Genomic DNA, 13,189 nt, shown 5'->3' on the forward strand with positions numbered 1-13,189 from the left:
CGGCCGCGGCCGACGTCGTCACCGGGCGATTCGCTCGTAGAAGGCCAGCGCCGCGGCGGTGGCAACGTTCAACGAGTCGGTGCCCCGCGACATCGGGATGCGCACCCGCATGTCGGCCAGGCGCAGGGTGGTCGGGGTGAGCCCGGGGCCCTCGGCGCCCACCAACAGGGCGACGCGGTCGTCGCGCGCGGCGCGCATCGCCTCGGCCAGAGGGCGGGCGGTGTCGTCCGGAGTCATTGCCAGCAGCCGGAAACCGTGGTCTTGCAGCTTCACCAGGTCGGCGGGCCAGTCGGTGGAGCGCGCGTAGGGCACCAGCAGGGCATGCCCCATCGACACCCGCACCGCGCGGCGGTAGAGCGGATCGGCGCAGCCGCTGCCGAACACCACCGCGTCCACGCCCAGCCCCGCCGCGTTGCGGAAGATCGACCCCAGGTTCTCGTGGTCGTTGACCCCTTCGAGCACGGCGATGGTCCGGGCGTTTTCGACCAGCTCTGCCACGCTCGGCTCGGGCACCCGCCGTGCGACGCCCAACACCCCGCGATTGAGGTGAAACCCGACCACCCGCGCCATCACGTCCGCAGCGACGCGGTAGTACGGCGCCCCCAAACCCTCGGCGCCGAGCAGGTCGTCCCTGAGCTCCTCGAGCCGGCGCTGGGTGCCGAGGAAGGCGTGCGGCGTGAACCGGGAGGCCAGCATGCGCTGCACGACCAGCACCCCCTCGGCGATCACCAGGCCCTTGCCGGTCGGCAAATCGGGCCGCCGGTCGATGCTGTTCAGGTCGCGGAAATCGTCGAGCCGTGGATCGTCGGGATCGTTGACGTCCTGGACATCCAGGCCAGCGCTCACGGGCTTTCGTCGACCAGCGCCAACATCAGGTCGGCCGCCTGGCGAAGGATGGCGCGCTTGTCGTTGTCCAGCGTCGCGAGTTGCTCGGCCAGCCACTCCTGCCGGGCCCGGCGGGCCACTTTGACCAATTCGGCGCCGGACTCCGACACCGATACCAACACCTGTCGGCCGTCGACCGGGTGCGGCGTGCGATCCACGAAGCCTTCGTCCGCCAGGGATGCGATGACCCTGGTCATCGACGGGGGGCGGACGCGTTCGCGAATCGCCAACGCGCCCGGCGTCATCGCGCCCTCGTTGGCCAGAGTCGTCAATGCCGACAGCTGCGATAGCGACACCGGAGAGGATGGATTTCGAAACCGCAGTTGGCGCGCCAGCCGCATGACCGCCAGTGACAGATCGGCCGCCAGCCGCGCATCGCTGTCAGGCATGGCGCGAGGTTACATCGGAACGCGAGAATTCGGGTCGAGAAACGTCGAAGGGTGGCCTAACACGCACCGCGTACAACCGCCGACGTCGGTTCGGGCGGGGCGCCTGGGTAAATTGATCGCGATGAGCGCCGAATCCGGGGCGAGCCCGCAGCCGCCGCCGCTGCCGCCCGCGCTGCTTCGGGTGTGGCCGTTCATCATCGTCGGCGCGCTGGGCTGGCTGGGCGTCGCGGTCGCCGCGTTCCTGGTTCCCTCGCTGGAGAGTTGGCGTCCGGTGGCGCTGGCCGGGCTGGGCACCGGCGTGGTGGGCACGTCGATCTTCTTGCTGCAGCTGGCCGGGGCTCGCCGCGGCGAACGCGGCGCGCAGACCGGCCTGGAGAACTTTGTCGACCGTAAGTAGTTGCGACAAGCGAGAACCCGCGGACCAACGCCGGCACGCCGGGAACGGCTAGTCGGTTGAGTCCGTACTGGGTTCGGTGGCGTCGCTGGGCTCCACACCGGACTGCGGCTCCGGCGATTCCGGTGATTCCCCGGGTGCCTCTGCCGCCGGCTCCGGCGGCTCCGGCGGCTCCGGCGGCTCGGCGGCCGGCTCCATGATGTCGAGCACACCGTCGTCATAAGGCTCGTACATCGGCGACCCGCTGCCGGCCGGAGCCGGCGTGTCGGAGTGCGCGCCGCACCCGTAGTGCTTATCGACCACGTGCCCGTCGGCCGACAGCTCGTTGCCGCACACTCCGAACATCGCGCCCAGCGATCCGGCCAGCGGCAGGAAGAAGCCGCAGTCGCGGCACACGCGTTTGGTCGACCTCGCCATCGCGGACTCCGGGCCGTAGTCGCCGGTATGCCATCGCTCGGCGGCCTCAGCGCGCCCCCACAGGCCCATCACCCACCGCCGACCCAATCCGACTTCGGCTGCCGTCTCGTCGACCTGCGGGTCACCGCTGGCGGTATAGCCCGGAACCAGCCGCTCGTCGTTGGCGGCCGGCGGCAGGAGATCGCCCGGACTCAGATCGCCGTGCCGCACCCGCTGCTCCCAGGGCACCCACTCGGGCGCCAGCAACGACGTGGGCCCGGGCACCAACACGACCTCACTGATCGTGGCCTGCGCGGCGCCGGGATAGGCGGCGACCACGGCGGCCCACTGCCATCCGGTGTAGCCGGGCAGGTGGGCCAGGAAGCGGTGCGTCGCGGTGTTCGGGTCCTCGTAGCTGACGCCCAGGTAATCCCCCACCGCGTCCGGGCCACTGAACTCCACCACGGCCGCCCTGGCCTGGTCGGCCGCACCCCGCAGCACCGCCGCCAACTCTTCGGGCCACTCGGTCACGGTTGCCACGGCGGATTCCTCGGCGGGTCCGGTCACGCTTTCGTCTCCATGCATCGCGTCTCAATAGTAGGTTGGCGAGCCACGCCCGGTTGACCCTCGCCATGAGACAGAATTGATTCGTGTCTGGGCAGCGGCGTGACGATGCGGGCCGGTTGGGCCCCTACCAGGGCCGCCGCGGCCGTACGGGGTTGTCGAACGAGCATCCGGGCATGGCCAATTACCCCGCCAATTACCCCGCCGACGACGCTGCCCGGCGCACCCGCCGCCCGCCGCCTCCGCCGAGCGCCAATCGTTATCTACCGCCGCTGGGCCGGCAGAAAGGACCGGACGGGCCCAACCCGCCACCGCGCCGTCCGCCGTCCGGGGAACGAATCACCGTCACCCGCGCGGCGGCCCTGCGCAGCCGCGAGATGGGTTCGCGGATGTATTGGATGGTGCAGCGGGCGGCCACCGCCGACGGCGCCGACAAGTCCGGTCTCACGGCGCTAACCTGGCCGGTGGTGGCGAACTCCGCCGTCGACTCGGCCATGGCGGTGGCGCTGGCCAATACCTTGTTTTTCGCCGCGGCCAGCGGCGAGAGCAAATCCAGGGTGGCGCTGTACCTGTTGATCACCATCGCGCCCTTCGCGGTGATCGCCCCGTTGATCGGCCCGGCGCTGGACCGGTTGCAGCACGGCCGCCGCGTCGCGCTGGCAATGTCGTTCGGGCTGCGCACCGCGCTGGCGGTGCTGCTGATCATGAATTACGACGGGGCGAGCGGCAGCTTTCCCTCTTGGGTGCTCTATCCCTGCGCGCTGGCCATGATGGTGTTCTCCAAGTCTTTCAGCGTGCTGCGCAGCGCGGTGACACCGCGGGTCATGCCGCCGACGATCGACTTGGTCCGCGTCAACGCCCGGCTGACCATGTTCGGTCTGCTCGGCGGCACCATCGTCGGCGGGGCGATTGCGGGGGGAGTCGAGTTTCTCGGCACACATCTGCTCAAACTGCCCGGGGCATTGTTCGTCGTCGTTGCCGTCACGATCGCCGGCGCCATGCTGTCGATGCGGATTCCGCGATGGGTGGAGGTTACCGCGGGCGAGGTCCCCGCCACGCTGAGTTATCACCAGGACAGCGAGCCGCAGCGGCATCGCTGGCACCGGGAGGTCAAGAAGGTAGGCGGGGCGTTACGACAACCGTTGGGCCGCAACATCATCACCTCGCTGTGGGGCAACTGCACGATCAAGGTGATGGTCGGCTTCCTGTTTTTGTATCCCGCGTTCGTCGCCAAGGCACACGACGCCAACGGGTGGATACAGCTTGCGATGCTGGGGATCATCGGCGCGGCGGCCGGCATCGGTAACTTCGTCGGCAACTTCATCAGTGCCCGGCTGAAACTGGGTCGCCCCGCCGTGCTCGTCGTCCGCTGCACGGTGGCGGTATGCGCGGTGGCGCTGACCGCCTCGGTGGCCGGCACCCTGATGGCGGCCACGATCGCAACCCTGGTCACCTCGGGGGCCAGCGCGATTGCGAAGGCTTCGCTGGATGCGTCGCTGCAAGACGACCTGCCGGAGGAATCCCGGGCGTCGGGCTTTGGCCGCTCCGAATCGACGCTGCAGTTGGCCTGGGTGCTCGGCGGGGCGCTGGGTGTTCTGGTCTACACCGAGCTGTGGGTAGGCTTCACGGCCGTCAGCGCGATATTGATTTTGGGGTTGGCGCAGACCGTGGTCAGCTTCCGCGGCAACTCCTTGATCCCGGGCCTCGGAGGAAACCGGCCGGTGATGGTCGAACAAGAAGGCATGCGCCGGGGAGCCGGCATGACCGCTGCGGCGCCCCAGTGAGACCACAGTGAGGTCACAGTGAGACCCCGTGTGGCCGCCGCGCTCGCGGCGGTGGTGCTGCTGCTGGCCGCCGGCGCCGGGCTCGGCACCTGGTGGCTGCTGCGCAAGCCGGGCCCGCAAGCACCCGAGATCAGCGCATATTCGCACGGGCAGCTGGTCCGCGTGGGACCCTACCTGTACTGCAATGTGCTCAACCTCAACGACTGTCGGCAGCCGCAGGCGCAGGGCGAGCTGCGCGTCAGCGATCGCTACCCGGTACAGCTTTCGGTGCCGGCCGCGATTGCGCGAGCGCCGTGGCGGCTGTTGCAGGTGTATGAGGATCCGGCCAACACCGCCACCACCATGTTCCGTCCCAACACCCGGTTCGCCGTCACGATCCCCTCAGTCGACGCCCAGCGCGGACGCCTGACCGGAATCGTGGTGCAGTTGCTGACCCTGGTGGTCGACCCGTCGGGTGAGCTGCGCGATGTCCCGCACGCCGAGTGGTCGCTGCGGACGGTCTTCTGACTGTCCTCTATAACCCTCGAGTCGTTCGGGCCAACAGCGCGCTAGGCGCCGTGGCCGGGTGGCACCCGCTCCCCTTCGCGCGGCGGGCCGGGAGGGCTTCCATCACCGAAAGGCCTGCCCCCCAAAGCTTCTCGGCCGTGCGAGGAAAGCCACTCGGTCAGGTCCGGCCCCCTCGGCACGATCCCGGTCGGATTGATATCGGCGTGCACGATGTAGTAGTGCTGTTTGATTTGAACGAAGTCGGTGGTATCGCCAAAACCGGGCGTCTGGAACAGATCCCGGGCGTACGCCCACAGCACCGGCATCTCGGACAGCTTCCTGCGGTTGCATTTGAAGTGGCCGTGGTAGACGGGATCGAACCGGGCCAAGGTGGTGAACAGCCGCACATCGGCCTCGGTGATGGTGTCGCCCACCAGGTATCGCTGGTTGCTCAGGCGATCGCTCACCCAGTCCAGCGCGGTGAACAGCCGATCGTAGGCGGCGTCGTAGGCCTCCTGTGAGCCGGCGAATCCGCATCGGTACACGCCGTTGTTGATTTCGGTGTAGACGCGCTGGTTCACCTCGTCGATCTCGTCACGCAGATGTTCCGGGTAGAGCGCGGGCGCACCCGCGCGGTGGTAGGCGGTCCATTCGGTGGATAGATCCAGCGTCAGCTGCGCGAAGTCGTTGGTGACGACGGCGCCGGAGGGCACGTCGACGATCGCCGGCACGGTGATCCCTTTGGGGTAGTCGGGGACCCGTTTGAAATAGGCATCTTGCAGCCGCGGAATCTTCAGGACGGGGTCAACGCCGCCGGGGTCCAGGTCGAAGGTCCAACTGCGTTCGTCATGCGTGGGCCCGCAAAACCCAATGGATAGAACATCTTCCAGGCCCAGTAGGCGCCGCACGATGATGGCGCGGTTGGCCCACGGACAGGCCCGGGCCACCACCAGTCGATACCTACCAGGTTGCACCGGATAGCCGTCGCGGCCATCGGCGGTGATGCGGGTGGTGATGTAGTTGGTGTCACGGGTGAATTCGCCGGCGCCGGCAACGTAGGTGGCCATGGCCACAATTGTGCTACCGGGCCATTGAGCTCGTCGATGCCGACTCCGACGCCGAGTCCGATGTCGATGCCGTCAGGAACCGCCGGGCCAGGTTGGTCTCGGTCGACTCGCCCGCTTCCCAATGCGCGATCCACGGCCCGGTACCCTCCGACTGGTCGACGATGCCCTCCTCCAGCCAGGTGTAGCGATCCTGCAGCACCTGGCCGGTCAGTTTCACATCACCGTCGTCGGTGTTGGCCCACAACGCGTCGAACAATGCCTGGACCCGCAAAGTTGCTTGCCGACAGAACATTTCGGCCAGCGCGTACGCCTGCTCCCCCAGCTGTGGATCGGCCACGCGCTGACCCTCGGCCCGCACACACACCGCCGACATGGCGAACAGCTCGGCTCCGATGTCGACGATGCGTCCCAAAAATCCTTGCTTTTGCTCGAGCTTGGCCTGCCAGCGCGCCATCCCGGAGAAGGTGTTGCGGGCCAGCTTGCGGGTGCATCGTTCGACAAACCGCAGGTGCGCGGCCAGCGGGCCGAACTCGCTGTAGGCCTTGGGCCGCTGCCCTTCGCCAAAGACCAACTGGGGCAACCACTTTGCGTAGAAGCCGCTCGCGCCGACAGCCGCCGCTGCCTTTTCACGCCACCCCGTGTCGGGTTTCGCGAGGTCACCGGCCGCATTCAGGTGGGCATCCACGGCCTCCCGGGCGATCAGCAGCCGCATGATCTCGCTGGACCCCTCGAAGATGCGGTTGATTCGCAGATCGCGCAGCATCTGCTCGGCGGGTACGGCGCGTTCGCCGCGCGCGCCGAGCGATTCGGCCGTCTCGTAGCCACGTCCGCCGCGGATCTGCACGAGGTCGTCGGCGATGGCGCACGCCATTTCGCTGGACCACAGTTTGGCCAGCGCCGCCTCGATACGGATGTCGTTGCGGCCCTCGTCGGCCATTTGCCCCGACAGTTCCAGCACGGCGTCCAGCGCATAGTTGGTGGCCGCGATGAACGAGATTTTGCGGGCCACGGCTTCGTGTTTGGCCAACGGCTTGCCCCACTGCACCCGCTCGCCGGACCATTCGCGGGCGATCTTCAACGCCCATTTCGACGAGCCGGCCGCGTTCGCGGGGATGGACAACCGTCCGGCGTTCAACGTCGTCAGCGCGATCTTGAGGCCGTCGCCTTCACGCCCGATCAGATTCTCCCGGGGCACCCGCACGCCGTGCAGGCGGGTGAGGCCGTTCTCGATCCCGCGCAAGCCCATAAAGGAGTTACGCCGTTCCACCGTGATGCCGGCCGAATCCGCTTCGACCACAAACGCGCTGATGCCGCCACGGTGCCCGTCGCTCTGGGGCACGCGGGCCATCACCACCAGAAGTTCGGCGACGACACCGTTGGTGGTCCACAGCTTCACGCCCTCGAGCTCGTAGGCCAGCCCGTCCTCGACCGGTGTCGCCGTCGAGGCCAACCGCGCGGGGTCCGAACCCACGTCAGGTTCGGTGAGCAGAAAGGCCGAGATCGCGCCGGCGGCGCACCGCGGTAAGAACCGCCGTTTCTGCTCCTCGGTGCCGGCCAGTTTCAGCGGCTCGGGCACCCCGATCGACTGATGCGCCGACAGCAACGCCCCGAGGCTGGGGTGCACCGACGAGATCATCATCAGGGCCCGGTTGTAGGCCACCTGCGACATGTTCAGCCCGCCATACTCGGACGGGATCTTCATGCCAAAGCAGCCCAACGCGGCCAGTCCCCTGACGTAGTCATCGGGAATCCGCGCATCACGCTCGATGACGCTGCCGTCGACCGTGTTCAGGAATTCCCGCAGCTTGCCCAGGAACTCGCGGGTACGCGCCTCGTCCTGGTCGGACGGTTTCGGGAACGGATGGATGAGCTCCAACGGGAAATGGCCGAGAAACAGCTCCTTGGCGAAGGACGGTTTGTCCCAACCACTTTCGCGGGACTCTTCGGCCAGTGCTCTGGCTTGCTCTTCGGTGACCTGCGCTTGCTGTGCCATCGCAGCCTCCTCGCTACATGACTGTCGCGAAGAGGTGAGTACCCAAACTGGCGCGTGGTACGCGGCGATCCGCCCGGCGCGGCGTCAGGCGTCGAGCTCGCGGGCGACCGCCTTGACCACCTCGGAGACCCGGCGCGCCACCTTGCGGTCGGGGTATCGGCCCTTGCGTAACTCGGGCTGCACGGTGCTCTCCAACAAGGTGATCATGTCCTCGACCATGCCGTGCAGCTCGTCGGGGCTGTGCTTGTGCTCGACGGGGGTCTCGCGGCGGGTCCTGGCCAGGCTGGGCGGCGGATCGATCAGCTTGAGACTCAGTGCCTGCGGGCCGCGTCGGCCGGAGGCCACGCCGAACTCCACCCGCTGCCCGGTCTTGAGTCCCTCGACCCCCTCGGGCAACGCCGACGAGCGGACGTACACGTCCTCACCGTCTTCCTGTGACAGGAAGCCGAATCCCTTTTCGGCGTCGTACCACTTAACCTTGCCGGTCGGCACTGGTCTCACCTGCTTGTCTGACGGAATAGCTAGGAATGGACACACAAGAAGCGCCCCGCAAATGCAGGACGCGATGCGGATTCAGATCCTACTCGGGTGGTTGCCCGGCCAGCACCCCCGTTTCCGCGTTACTCGCTACGCTGGCAGTACCGCGGGAGGTGAAATGCGCCTGGTTCTCAACATCATCTGGCTGGTGTTCGGTGGCCTTTGGATGGCCCTCGGCTACCTGGCGGCGGCGCTCATCAGCTTCGTGCTCATCATTACGATTCCGTTCGGGTTCGCGTCGCTGCGGATCGCCTCCTACGCGCTGTGGCCTTTCGGCCGGACGATCGTCGACAAGCCGAGCGCCGGCACCGGCGCCCTAATCGGGAACGTCATCTGGGTGCTGCTGTTCGGTATTTGGCTGGCGATCGGCCATCTGATCAGCGCGGCGGCGATGGCCATCACGATCATCGGCATTCCCCTTGCCCTGGCCAATCTCAAACTCATCCCGGTGTCGCTGATGCCGCTGGGTAAGGAGATCGTCCCGGTCGCCGCGCCGGCCCAATTTTCCGGAGTGCCCGCATGACACTGACGGCGCTCGGACTGCCGAAGGTGCGCGGCCCGGTCGCGGCCCCGCATCCCGGCACCCTCGCGGGCGCGATGCCCACCGAGGGCCCGCTGCTGGACACCTACGGGCGGGCCGCCACCGATCTGCGGATATCGCTGACCGATCGCTGCAATCTTCGGTGCACTTACTGCATGCCCGCCGAGGGCCTGAACTGGCTGCCCGGCGACCAGCTGTTGGATTCCGACGAGTTGTCCAGGCTGATGCGCGTCGCCGTCACCCGGCTGGGCATCACCAACGTGCGGTTCACCGGCGGTGAGCCGCTGCTGTCCCGCCACCTCGAGGAGGTCGTTGCGGCGGCGTCCGAACTGCAGCCACGACCGCAGATCTCCCTGACCACCAACGGCGTCGGTCTTGCCCGGCGTGCCGCCGGCCTGGCCTCGGCCGGGCTGGACCGCGTCAACGTCTCGCTGGACAGCGTGAATCGGGACCGCTTCGCGGCGATCACGCGGCGAGACCGGCTCGCCGACGTGGTGGCGGGGTTGGCCGCCGCCAAGGAGAACGGTTTGACGCCGGTCAAGGTGAACGCCGTACTGGATCCCGCCACCGGCCGTGCGGATGTCGTCGAGCTGTTGGGGTTCTGTCTCGAGCACGGTTATCAGTTGCGGGTGATCGAGCAGATGCCGCTGGACGCGGGGCATCAATGGCGCCGCGACTCAACGTTGACCGCCGACGACGTGCTGGCGGCGTTGCGGCCGCACTTCCGGCTGCGGCCGGACCCGGCACCTCGCGGTTCGGCGCCCGCCGAGCTGTGGCTGGTCGATACGGGACCGGGAACGCCGACGGGAAAGTTCGGGGTGATCGCCTCGGTGTCGCACGCGTTCTGCTCGGCGTGTGACCGCACCCGGCTCACGGCCGACGGCCAGATCCGTAGTTGCCTGTTCTCCACCGACGAGACCGACCTGCGCGGCCTGCTGCGCGCCGGCGGCAGCGACGACGCGATCGAGACGGCGTGGCGCGCCGCGATGTGGGGCAAGCCCGCCGGACACGGAATCAACGACCCGAACTTTGTCCAGCCCGACCGTCCGATGAGTGCGATCGGTGGCTGAGTCTCCCCTCAACATCGAAGACCTCGATGGCCCCGAAGGCCCCGAAGGCCCCGATGGCTTTGCGGTGACGGTTCGATACTTCGCCGCCGCGCGCGCCGCCGCGGGCGTCGAGACGGAAACGGTCGTCCTGCGCCCGGGCACCACTGTAGCCGAGTTGGTTCAAAGGCTCGCCGGTTCGGGTACCCGCCTTGCAACCGTGCTCGGCCGGTGCTCCTATCTCTGCGACGGCATCGCGGTTCGCGACGCAACCAAACCGTTGCGGGCAGGTAACACGATCGACGTGTTACCCCCGTTTGCGGGTGGTTGATTTTGTGAGATAACTCACGTAACGGAATGATAACGGCGCGGACACAGCCCGATATCCGGTTGTTTTGACCTGCGCAAATCCCTGATGCTCCTGCGTCTTTCGCGGACTGCCGCGCGGGAAACGCCGAGTCGCACAGAAAGTGACGCGGCCGACAAGACCGGTTACCGTCTCCGCAGGCTCGCCAACTGAGAACCGATGGCGGTCCTCTCTCACCCATAGCGCCGAGCTCCATCCAATGGGTGAGGGACCCCGGAATGTGGATGGAGGCGGGGGACCCACCGGTCCGCCGAATCGGGGTCGCATGCGACTCCTTGGGGTGAAGCCGGCGTCGGCTCTTCGGCATCGATCGAAGACGACGCTGGCCGGGTGGCCTCTCCAACCCGAACCCGACAGCTGACCTCGCAGGCGCGTGCAGAGAGGAATTTCGGCGCGTATGAGCGGACGTCACCGCAAGCCCACGACATCCAACCTCAACGTCGCCAAGATCGCCTTTACCGGGGCGGTTCTTGGTGGCGGCAGTATCGCCCTGGCGGGTCAAGCGGCCGCGGCCACGGACAGCGAGTGGGATCAGGTAGCCCGCTGCGAATCGGGTGGCAACTGGGGCATCAACACCGGCAACGGCTACTACGGCGGCGTTCAATTCAACGCCAGCACGTGGGCCTCGCACGGGGGCCGCGAGTACGCCCCGTCGGCTCAACTGGCCACTCGCGAACAACAGATCGCGGTCGCCGAGCGGGTCCTGGCGACTCAGGGACGCGGCGCCTGGCCGGTATGCGGTGGTCCATTGTCCGCGCCCACCCCGCGGGAAGTGCTCCCCACCCCCGCAGGCCTGGACGTCCCGGGCCTCAACGGCGACCTGGCGCCGCCGCCCGCCGACGCTCCGCCGCCCGCCGACGCTCCCCCGCCACCACCGCCCGCGGATTCGCCCGCGCCGGTACAACTGGCTTCCTTCGACCAACCGGCACCGCCGCCTGCGGATCTGCCGCCCGCCCCGCCGGCGGATGCTCCTGTGCCACCGCCGCCCGCGGACGCGGTGCCGCCCGCGGATCTGCCCCTCCCTCTACCGGCCGACGCCGTGCCGCCCCCACCCGCGGACGTTCCTGCCCCGCCGGCCGAGATTCCGCCGCCGGCGTCCTTCGACCAACCGGCCCCGCCACCCGAGGACGCACCGCCGCCCGCCGACACCCAGGCGCCCCAGCAGGCCGTCAAGGTCGGCTACACGCAGAAGGTGTGGGACGCGATCCGCGCCGAAAACGTCAACGGGAACGACGCACTGGACGCACTGGCGCTGTCGGCGCCCGTCGCCTGACCACCGCGCTCCAGGACGGGCCGGCCGTCAGGCCGAACCCACCCATTCGTCGGTGCCGTCGTCGAAAAACTGGTGTTTCCAGACCGGCAGGCGCGCCTTGATGGTGTCGACGAGGTCGGCACAGGTGGCGAACGCCTCCTGCCGATGATCGGCGGCCACCGCCGCCACCAGCGCGGCCTCCCCGATGTGTAGCGTCCCGATCCGGTGGCTGGCCGCGACCGCGCGCACGCCGGCGGACTTCTCGGCTACCTCGGCCACCACCTCCGCCATGACCTGCGCCGCGGTCGGGTGGGCCGAATATTCGAGACGCACCACCCGGCGTCCCTCGTCGTGGTCGCGGATCATGCCGACGAACCCGACGATGGCACCGGCCGAGCGATGGCCCACCAGCTCCTCATGCTCATCCAGGGAGATGGGCTGCTCGGTCATCGCGGCGCGCAACACGACCGTCATCGGTTGTGGTCTTTACCGGCGATCTGATCAAGGGCATGGTCGAGCACGTCGGCGAGCACACCCAGCCCGTCCCGTACCCCGCCGGGCGAACCCGGAAGGTTGATGACCAGGGTGCGGCCGGCCACCCCACACACTCCGCGCGACAACACCGATGTCGGCACTTTGGGGAGGCCCGACTGCCGAATGGCATCGGCCAGACCGGGAATCAGGTAGTCCACCACCGCGACGGTCTCATCCGGGGTCGCGTCAGTCGGGGAGATACCGGTACCGCCGGAGGTGAGGATGACGTCAACGTCGTCGTCGAGCGCGGCGCGTAGCGCCTCACCGACCGGCTTCCCGTCCGCGACCACTTCCGGCTCGGGGACCGAAAAGCCATGCTGCCCAAGCCATTCCGCGATAATCGGCCCGCACTTGTCGGTGTACACGCCACTGGAGGCTCGGGTCGAGGCGATGATGATTCGGGCGGTCCGGGCGCTCATCCCCGCACCCAACTTCCGGTCTTGCCACCCTCTTTGCGAAGCACCCGGACGTCATCGATACGGGCCGCCGGGTCAACCGCCTTGATCATGTCGTAGAGCGTAAGCGCGGCCACACTCACGGCGGTCAGCGCCTCCATTTCGACACCGGTACGGTCGGTGCTGCGGACCGTGGCGACGATGTCGATGTCCGACTTGCCCACGGTGAATTCGACGTCTACCCCTGTCAGGGCGAGCTGGTGGCACAGCGGAATCAGGTCGCTGGTGCGCTTGGCGGCCAGAATCCCGGCCACCCGGGCCGTCGCGAGAGCGTCGCCCTTGGGCAGCCCTCCCCGGGAGATGAGCTCCACCACATGCGCGGCGGTCCGCAGCGCTCCCGCGGCGACGGCGGTGCGCTTGGTGGTCTGCTTTTCGGTCACATCGACCATGTGCGCCGCGCCCCGCTCGTCGAGGTGCGAGAGCGCGGCCGGGCGCGGTTCCGCCGACTGCTCGGGCTGCGCAGGTCTGGGCGTCCCGGATAACCCGGCCATCCCGGTGC

16 protein-coding genes and 1 riboswitch are annotated in these 13,189 nt (G+C 68.2%); of the genes, 7 read left to right on the forward strand and 9 right to left on the reverse strand.

The features are described from left to right. Positions 1-18 precede the first annotated feature (18 nt). Entirely contained in the window at positions 19-846 is an 828-nt protein-coding gene (locus AWC25_RS02515; protein ID WP_069398407.1) for a TrmH family RNA methyltransferase, read from the reverse strand. After that, positions 843-1,274 (reverse strand): Rv0880 family HTH-type transcriptional regulator, encoded by a 432-nt coding sequence (locus AWC25_RS02520; RefSeq protein ID WP_069398406.1) that lies wholly within the window; start codon positions 1,272-1,274, stop codon positions 843-845. Before AWC25_RS02520 ends, AWC25_RS02515 begins: the two co-directional genes overlap by 4 nt. A 121-nt stretch (positions 1,275-1,395) precedes the next feature. On the opposite strand from AWC25_RS02520, the gene AWC25_RS02525 reads away from it, so the two are divergent. Next, entirely contained in the window at positions 1,396-1,671 is a 276-nt protein-coding gene (locus tag AWC25_RS02525) for a DUF2530 domain-containing protein (RefSeq protein ID WP_069398405.1), read from the forward strand. 48 nt (positions 1,672-1,719) lie between these two features. Here AWC25_RS02525 and AWC25_RS02530 read toward each other — a convergent pair whose 3' ends face one another. Beyond that, entirely contained in the window at positions 1,720-2,631 is a 912-nt protein-coding gene (locus AWC25_RS02530) for a DUF3027 domain-containing protein (protein ID WP_142278662.1), read from the reverse strand. A gap of 116 nt (positions 2,632-2,747) precedes the next feature. Between AWC25_RS02530 and AWC25_RS02535 the strand changes: the two genes are divergently transcribed. Together AWC25_RS02535 and AWC25_RS02540 are read left to right on the forward strand one after the other, a co-directional pair. Further along, positions 2,748-4,412 carry an MFS transporter gene (locus AWC25_RS02535; RefSeq protein ID WP_142278673.1) on the forward strand — a complete coding sequence of 555 codons (1,665 nt, stop codon included), beginning with the start codon at positions 2,748-2,750 and terminating at the stop codon, positions 4,410-4,412. Between the two features lie 18 nt (positions 4,413-4,430). Further along, on the forward strand, positions 4,431-4,919 hold the full coding sequence (locus tag AWC25_RS02540) for a DUF2771 domain-containing protein (protein ID WP_069398403.1): 489 nt from the start codon (positions 4,431-4,433) through the stop codon (positions 4,917-4,919). 41 nt (positions 4,920-4,960) lie between these two features. Here AWC25_RS02540 and AWC25_RS02545 read toward each other — a convergent pair whose 3' ends face one another. The 3 genes from AWC25_RS02545 to AWC25_RS02555 all read right to left on the reverse strand — a co-directional run bounded on the left by AWC25_RS02545 (position 4,961) and on the right by AWC25_RS02555 (position 8,450). Further along, entirely contained in the window at positions 4,961-5,965 is a 1,005-nt protein-coding gene (locus AWC25_RS02545) for a glutathione S-transferase family protein (protein ID WP_069398402.1), read from the reverse strand. Between the two features lie 13 nt (positions 5,966-5,978). Continuing rightward, positions 5,979-7,958, reverse strand: coding sequence for an acyl-CoA dehydrogenase family protein (locus AWC25_RS02550; RefSeq protein ID WP_085166297.1), 1,980 nt, complete (start codon positions 7,956-7,958; stop codon positions 5,979-5,981). An 84-nt stretch (positions 7,959-8,042) separates the two neighbouring features. Beyond that, a complete protein-coding gene (locus AWC25_RS02555; RefSeq protein ID WP_069398400.1) occupies positions 8,043-8,450 on the reverse strand; it encodes a cold-shock protein in 408 nt (135 codons plus the stop codon). A 163-nt stretch (positions 8,451-8,613) separates the two neighbouring features. Between AWC25_RS02555 and AWC25_RS02560 the strand changes: the two genes are divergently transcribed. The 4 genes from AWC25_RS02560 (at position 8,614) to AWC25_RS02575 (ending at position 11,722) form a co-directional block, all read left to right on the forward strand. Next, on the forward strand, positions 8,614-9,018 hold the full coding sequence (locus AWC25_RS02560; protein ID WP_069398399.1) for a YccF domain-containing protein: 405 nt from the start codon (positions 8,614-8,616) through the stop codon (positions 9,016-9,018). Further along, a complete protein-coding gene (moaA, locus tag AWC25_RS02565) occupies positions 9,015-10,106 on the forward strand; it encodes a GTP 3',8-cyclase MoaA (RefSeq protein ID WP_069398398.1) in 1,092 nt (363 codons plus the stop codon). Before AWC25_RS02560 ends, moaA begins: the two co-directional genes overlap by 4 nt. Positions 10,107-10,119: 13 nt before the next feature. After that, positions 10,120-10,413, forward strand: coding sequence for a MoaD/ThiS family protein (locus AWC25_RS02570; protein WP_069398514.1), 294 nt, complete (start codon positions 10,120-10,122; stop codon positions 10,411-10,413). Between the two features lie 209 nt (positions 10,414-10,622). Next, positions 10,623-10,837, forward strand: a riboswitch (cyclic di-AMP (ydaO/yuaA leader). A 9-nt stretch (positions 10,838-10,846) separates the two neighbouring features. Beyond that, entirely contained in the window at positions 10,847-11,722 is an 876-nt protein-coding gene (locus AWC25_RS02575; protein ID WP_085166298.1) for a transglycosylase family protein, read from the forward strand. A gap of 27 nt (positions 11,723-11,749) precedes the next feature. Here AWC25_RS02575 and AWC25_RS02580 read toward each other — a convergent pair whose 3' ends face one another. Genes AWC25_RS02580 through moaC form a run of 3 tightly spaced genes read right to left on the reverse strand, consistent with a single transcriptional unit; the run spans position 11,750 to position 13,181 of the window. Next, positions 11,750-12,175 (reverse strand): molybdenum cofactor biosynthesis protein MoaE, encoded by a 426-nt coding sequence (locus tag AWC25_RS02580; protein ID WP_069398396.1) that lies wholly within the window; start codon positions 12,173-12,175, stop codon positions 11,750-11,752. Then, positions 12,172-12,654 carry a MogA/MoaB family molybdenum cofactor biosynthesis protein gene (locus tag AWC25_RS02585; RefSeq protein WP_069398395.1) on the reverse strand — a complete coding sequence of 161 codons (483 nt, stop codon included), beginning with the start codon at positions 12,652-12,654 and terminating at the stop codon, positions 12,172-12,174. Before AWC25_RS02585 ends, AWC25_RS02580 begins: the two co-directional genes overlap by 4 nt. Next, the gene (moaC, locus tag AWC25_RS02590) at positions 12,651-13,181 is read right to left on the reverse strand and encodes a cyclic pyranopterin monophosphate synthase MoaC (RefSeq protein WP_085166299.1); all 531 of its coding nucleotides are present in this window, start codon (positions 13,179-13,181) and stop codon (positions 12,651-12,653) included. Before moaC ends, AWC25_RS02585 begins: the two co-directional genes overlap by 4 nt. Between the last annotated feature and the right edge of the window lie 8 nt (positions 13,182-13,189).

Origin of the sequence: Mycobacterium sherrisii (genome assembly GCF_002102355.1) — a bacterium.
In the GTDB taxonomy this organism is placed as follows: domain Bacteria; phylum Actinomycetota; class Actinomycetes; order Mycobacteriales; family Mycobacteriaceae; genus Mycobacterium; species Mycobacterium sherrisii.

What these genes read in the sequence shown, in the direction of transcription:
- AWC25_RS02580 (WP_069398396.1), bottom strand. Translation starts at nt 12,175, where the DNA reads ATGACGGTCGTGTTGCGCGCCGCGATGACCGAGCAGCCCATCTCCCTG.
- AWC25_RS02550 (WP_085166297.1), bottom strand. Translation starts at nt 7,958, where the DNA reads ATGGCACAGCAAGCGCAGGTCACCGAAGAGCAAGCCAGAGCACTGGCC.
- moaC (WP_085166299.1), bottom strand. Translation starts at nt 13,181, where the DNA reads ATGGCCGGGTTATCCGGGACGCCCAGACCTGCGCAGCCCGAGCAGTCG.
- AWC25_RS02545 (WP_069398402.1), bottom strand. Translation starts at nt 5,965, where the DNA reads ATGGCCACCTACGTTGCCGGCGCCGGCGAATTCACCCGTGACACCAAC.
- AWC25_RS02585 (WP_069398395.1), bottom strand. Translation starts at nt 12,654, where the DNA reads ATGAGCGCCCGGACCGCCCGAATCATCATCGCCTCGACCCGAGCCTCC.
- AWC25_RS02525 (WP_069398405.1), top strand. Translation starts at nt 1,396, where the DNA reads ATGAGCGCCGAATCCGGGGCGAGCCCGCAGCCGCCGCCGCTGCCGCCC.
- AWC25_RS02575 (WP_085166298.1), top strand. Translation starts at nt 10,847, where the DNA reads ATGAGCGGACGTCACCGCAAGCCCACGACATCCAACCTCAACGTCGCC.
- moaA (WP_069398398.1), top strand. Translation starts at nt 9,015, where the DNA reads ATGACACTGACGGCGCTCGGACTGCCGAAGGTGCGCGGCCCGGTCGCG.
- AWC25_RS02520 (WP_069398406.1), bottom strand. Translation starts at nt 1,274, where the DNA reads ATGCCTGACAGCGATGCGCGGCTGGCGGCCGATCTGTCACTGGCGGTC.
- AWC25_RS02560 (WP_069398399.1), top strand. Translation starts at nt 8,614, where the DNA reads ATGCGCCTGGTTCTCAACATCATCTGGCTGGTGTTCGGTGGCCTTTGG.